At 59.9% G+C, this 4082-nt stretch carries 3 protein-coding genes; 1 reads left to right on the top strand and 2 read right to left on the bottom strand.

Going from position 1 to position 4082, the window contains the following annotated elements:
- The first annotated feature begins 558 nt into the window (after positions 1-558).
- Entirely contained in the window at positions 559-1188 is a 630-nt protein-coding gene (locus GM910_RS26755) for a hypothetical protein (protein WP_159593923.1), read from the top strand.
- A gap of 190 nt (positions 1189-1378) precedes the next feature.
- Here the strand turns inward: GM910_RS26755 and GM910_RS26750 are convergent, their stop codons facing one another.
- Together GM910_RS26750 and GM910_RS26745 are read right to left on the bottom strand one after the other, a co-directional pair.
- Positions 1379-2752: a transposase gene (locus GM910_RS26750; protein ID WP_159593921.1), complete on the bottom strand. Its 1374-nt coding sequence runs from the start codon at positions 2750-2752 to the stop codon at positions 1379-1381.
- A 279-nt stretch (positions 2753-3031) separates the two neighbouring features.
- Positions 3032-3739 (bottom strand): class I SAM-dependent methyltransferase, encoded by a 708-nt coding sequence (locus GM910_RS26745; RefSeq protein WP_159593919.1) that lies wholly within the window; start codon positions 3737-3739, stop codon positions 3032-3034.
- Positions 3740-4082 lie beyond the last annotated feature (343 nt).

The raw sequence follows: 4082 nt of genomic DNA, 5'->3' as shown, positions 1-4082 counted from the left end.
CCTCAGGCACGGACGCCTCCCTTCGAATGGTTGCAACACTCCATTCTGGCACAGCGATGCCGTCGGGGGGCGTCCACCCCATCAGCTTTCTGCTGCGCTCGCTTCAAAACCGGACGGTCCGCTACCGGCCCATGTCGTCCTTCCAGAACACGCGTCCGAATGGCCGCTTCGAGGCGCATCGCGTCGAATGCAGACCCGCCAAGGATTCGCGCATAGGAAATTCTTGCCTACGGCTCGTGTTGACCCAACAGGACGCTCATTTGTCAGCGACTGGCGGTCGTTGTGCGCACCGGAACGGACCATCAAGGGCATCTAGGGTGTGAGCACCGCCCGTCGGCGGCTCACAGTTCCTGTCAGTCGGCCACGCTCCCTACCCCATAAACAGGCGCCCTCGCGAGCGAATCTGATCAACTCGCCGAGCGCCTCGCCGGCGGAACTGGCCGCCGCGAGCGCGAGAGCCTGTTCGCGCGCCGTTCCACTCTCACACAAAGTTTTGATTACCGGCTACGCTATTTTGTCCATAGCCTTCACCATAGGCGGGAGAATAGGGAGGAGAAAATGAAAATAGTCACCGTTCTGACTGCCGCAGCTGTACTTTCGCTCCCTTACGTCTTGTCTGCTGCCGCCCAAGATACCGCCATGAGTTTTTTCGTCACGAGCCAGGGACCCGGAGACGGCGCTAATCTAGGCGGCCTGGAGGGTGCCGATGCCCATTGCTCTAGTCTTGCTGAAGCAGCGGGCGTCACGGGCCAAACTTGGGCGGCCTATCTCAGTACCAGCGATACCAACGCGCGCGATCGCATAGGCTCCGGGCCATGGGTCAATGCAAATGGAGAGACAATCGCCGAAAGTGTCAACCAGCTACACAGCGACGAGAACCGCATCAGCAAAGAGACGGCGCTCGACGAGAACGGCGAGATGGTGAATGGCCGCGGCGACGAGCCAAACCGCCACGACATCCTTACAGGCTCGATGCCGGATGGAGCAGCGCATGAAGCAACGTGCGAGGATTGGACCTCAAATGCGGAAGACGGCAGCGCCATGGTCGGCCATCATGATCGGATGGGGCTTGACGATTCCGCCGAAGCGAGGTCCTGGAATTCGTCGCATCCATCGCGCGGATGCAGCCAAACAGGCTTGCAAAGCACCGGCGGGGACGGATTGTTTTACTGCTTCGCGACGCAATGACGTGGCGCAAAAGGTCTGGCGTGGCGCATTCGCCACGTCAGACTCGATCTCTTCACTTCAATAGGTACCCGGCAGCATCCGGCCCAAATCGAGACATTCAATACCTGACGGCCGCTCCGGGTGGATTTCGTTGAAAAAGTCGGTTGCCTGATCGTCGTGGCATCGGCTCGATATTTCTTGCCGTGTCCCTTTAGGCCGGGGTCGGGACCAGTTTGGCCAGCTTGCGGAGGTTTTGAGCGGTCGCTGCCAGGTGGAATTCGTCGCGGGCGCCATTGGGCCCCCGTAATCGGAGCCGGTCGAGCTTCAAGATGCGCTTGAGGTGCGCGAACAGCATCTCGACCTTCTTTCTTGCTCGGCTTGAGGCGACGTAGGCATCGCTGCTCGTGATCTCACGGGCGAGATTACGGGCGCCTTCGTGGATGTGGCGGGCGATCTTCCGCGCCGGCTGGTTGGGTGTGCATTGGGCCTTCAACGCGCAACGCGAGCAGTCCTTCTTGCTGGCGTAGTAGCGGATGAAGCCGTCCTTGCAGATGCCGGTCCGGACCTTGGTCATGGTCCGCCAGTATTTCTTCAGCCGGTTGCCACCTGGGCAGGTATATTCGTCCGCATCGCGGTCAAAGCGGAAGTCTGTGTTCGAGAAAGTGCCGTCCCTGCGCTCCGACTTGTCGAAGACGGGGATATGCGGCTCGATGCCGTGTTCGTGGACCAGCCATCCCAGCATGTCGGCCGAACCGTAGGCCGTGTCGGCGACAAGTGCCTCGGGATATAGACCGAAGCGCGCGAGCGTCCGATCGATCATCGTTCTCGCCGCACCGGTTTCGGCCTGGCGAACGGCACGCGTAGCTTCCACGTCGACGATGATCGCGTGGTCCGTGTCGATCAGATAGTTGTCGGCATAGGCGAAGAAGGCCGGACCCTTCTGCGCGCCGGTCCATTGCGAGGCAGGATCGGCATGGGAGGTGAACTTCGGCTTCACCTCCGTCGCGGCACCGAAGGCGGCATCGTCCAGCGTGTCAAGGTACTCGCGCACGGCACGCGGCGCGTCTCCCGGGTTGAGCCGTTCGGCTGGCCAGTCGTCGATTGGGGTGGCGTTCTGCTTGTTGGCGTCGGCTCGGATCAGACTGGCGTCAACGGCGAAGCGCTCACCGCCGACCAGGCATTCGGCAATGCAGCGCTCGACAACGCTCTCGAACAGCCGCCGGAACAGATCGCTCTCGCGAAAGCGGCCATGCCGGTTCTTGGAGAAGGTCGAATGGTCCGGCACCGCATCCGTCAAATCGAGGCGGCAAAACCAACGGTACGCCAGGTTGAGATGCACCTCTTCGCAAAGACGACGCTCCGAGCGGATGCCCCTGATGTAACCGACCAGCAGCATTCGGATCATCAGTTCCGGGTCGATCGATGGCCGACCGATCTCGCTATAGAAGGGGCGCAGATGCACGCGCAGTTCCGAAAGATCGACGAAGCGGTCGATCGCACGTAGCGGGTGATCCGCCGGCACATGGCGCTCGATGCTGAACTCGTAGAACAGCGCCTCCTGCACCACAGTCCGCTCGCCCAACATGACTCAATCCTCCGAATCTCAAGAGGACTGAATCAGGACTTCAAACCACAAGCAATGCCGACTTTTTCAACGGAATCGGTGGCAAGCAGTCGGGCAGCTTTCGGATTGGCTGGTGATAAAGCGGCCCTCAGGTGTCGCAAAAGTCCCCTGGATGCCACCGGCTTTTGCGCCCGACTGTTGCGACGGAAATTTCCCTTGGATTTCAGGGGTGGCCGATTTGTTGCGAATCTTAGGACTTTCGCGACAAAGGAATGTCGCAGTAGGGTAGCAGGGTGGACCTTAAAGCCGCTTCCGCCAAGCTATCCATGCACTCCAAAACAGGCTCGAAAAGAAACCTTCGGGCTGCTCGAAACCTGCACTATCAAGTAGCTCAAATACCGCCTCTTGGGAGCGGGGTGGGTCGGCGCCCTGTAGGATTTTGCCGAGCTTCGCCTTCACTTCTTCGCTCGTCGCACCGTGCATTCGCCAGCGTTCCCCCCATGCCGCAAGAAGCAGCGGCTTGCTGGCGTAGGCGTAACGATTACCTGCAAGGATAAGAGGCGCGCCCGGTGCGATCCGATCTGCGATTGCCTTCAGGATGGCGCTCTTTGCGTCATCACCCGGCAGGTGATGCAGCACCCCGAGCATCATGGCGGCGTCAAACGCTTCGTCCCCTGCGAGCGTGTCCAGTGTGCCCAGATGCAATTGAACCCTGTCGCTGAGACCCTGCGCCTTAAGACGCTCCGCAGCAAGCGCGAGCATCGGTTCCGAAGGGTCTACTCCGACGAATCTCCATGTCGGTTCGATCTGGGAAACCGTAATAGCCTCCTGAGCGGTGCCACCGACGCCGACGATTAGAATGCGCCGGCCCCCACCAGTTCCAAGCGCGGCAGCCAACATACAGGCTGCGAGTTCATGACAGACTTCGTAGCCAGCTAAGGCTATACGGCTCTGGCTCTCATACTCGGCGGCCCGCGAACTATCAAACTTCTTTGCGGATTGTTCCATTACCCGATGTCCATGCTCAATATTCTCACCTCAAATACCAATCACTACTTAACGTCCGCAACGGGTCGATTCCTACCGGCTGCCTTTCGCAAAACTCCCGATTAAAACGACACTTCTGCGCCTGACCTCTGCGACGGTTATGATTCATGACGGCGATCACCTGCAAGGTCTGCTTTCAGCGGTCGCCGCTTCCCGCCATGAACGACCGACTTGCGGTCTGAGCTGAATGGCTGCTTCTACCAACTGGATGCGCAGAAGCTGATGGGGTGGACGCCCCCCGACGGCATCGCTGTGCCAGAATGGAGTGTTGCAACCATTCGAAGGGAGGCGTCCGTGCCTGAGG

The organism is Chelativorans xinjiangensis, assembly GCF_009812055.1.
Taxonomy (GTDB): domain Bacteria; phylum Pseudomonadota; class Alphaproteobacteria; order Rhizobiales; family Rhizobiaceae; genus Chelativorans; species Chelativorans xinjiangense.
Note: the sequence above shows the minus strand (reverse complement) of the source record. Positions and strands in the feature narration are given on the sequence as shown.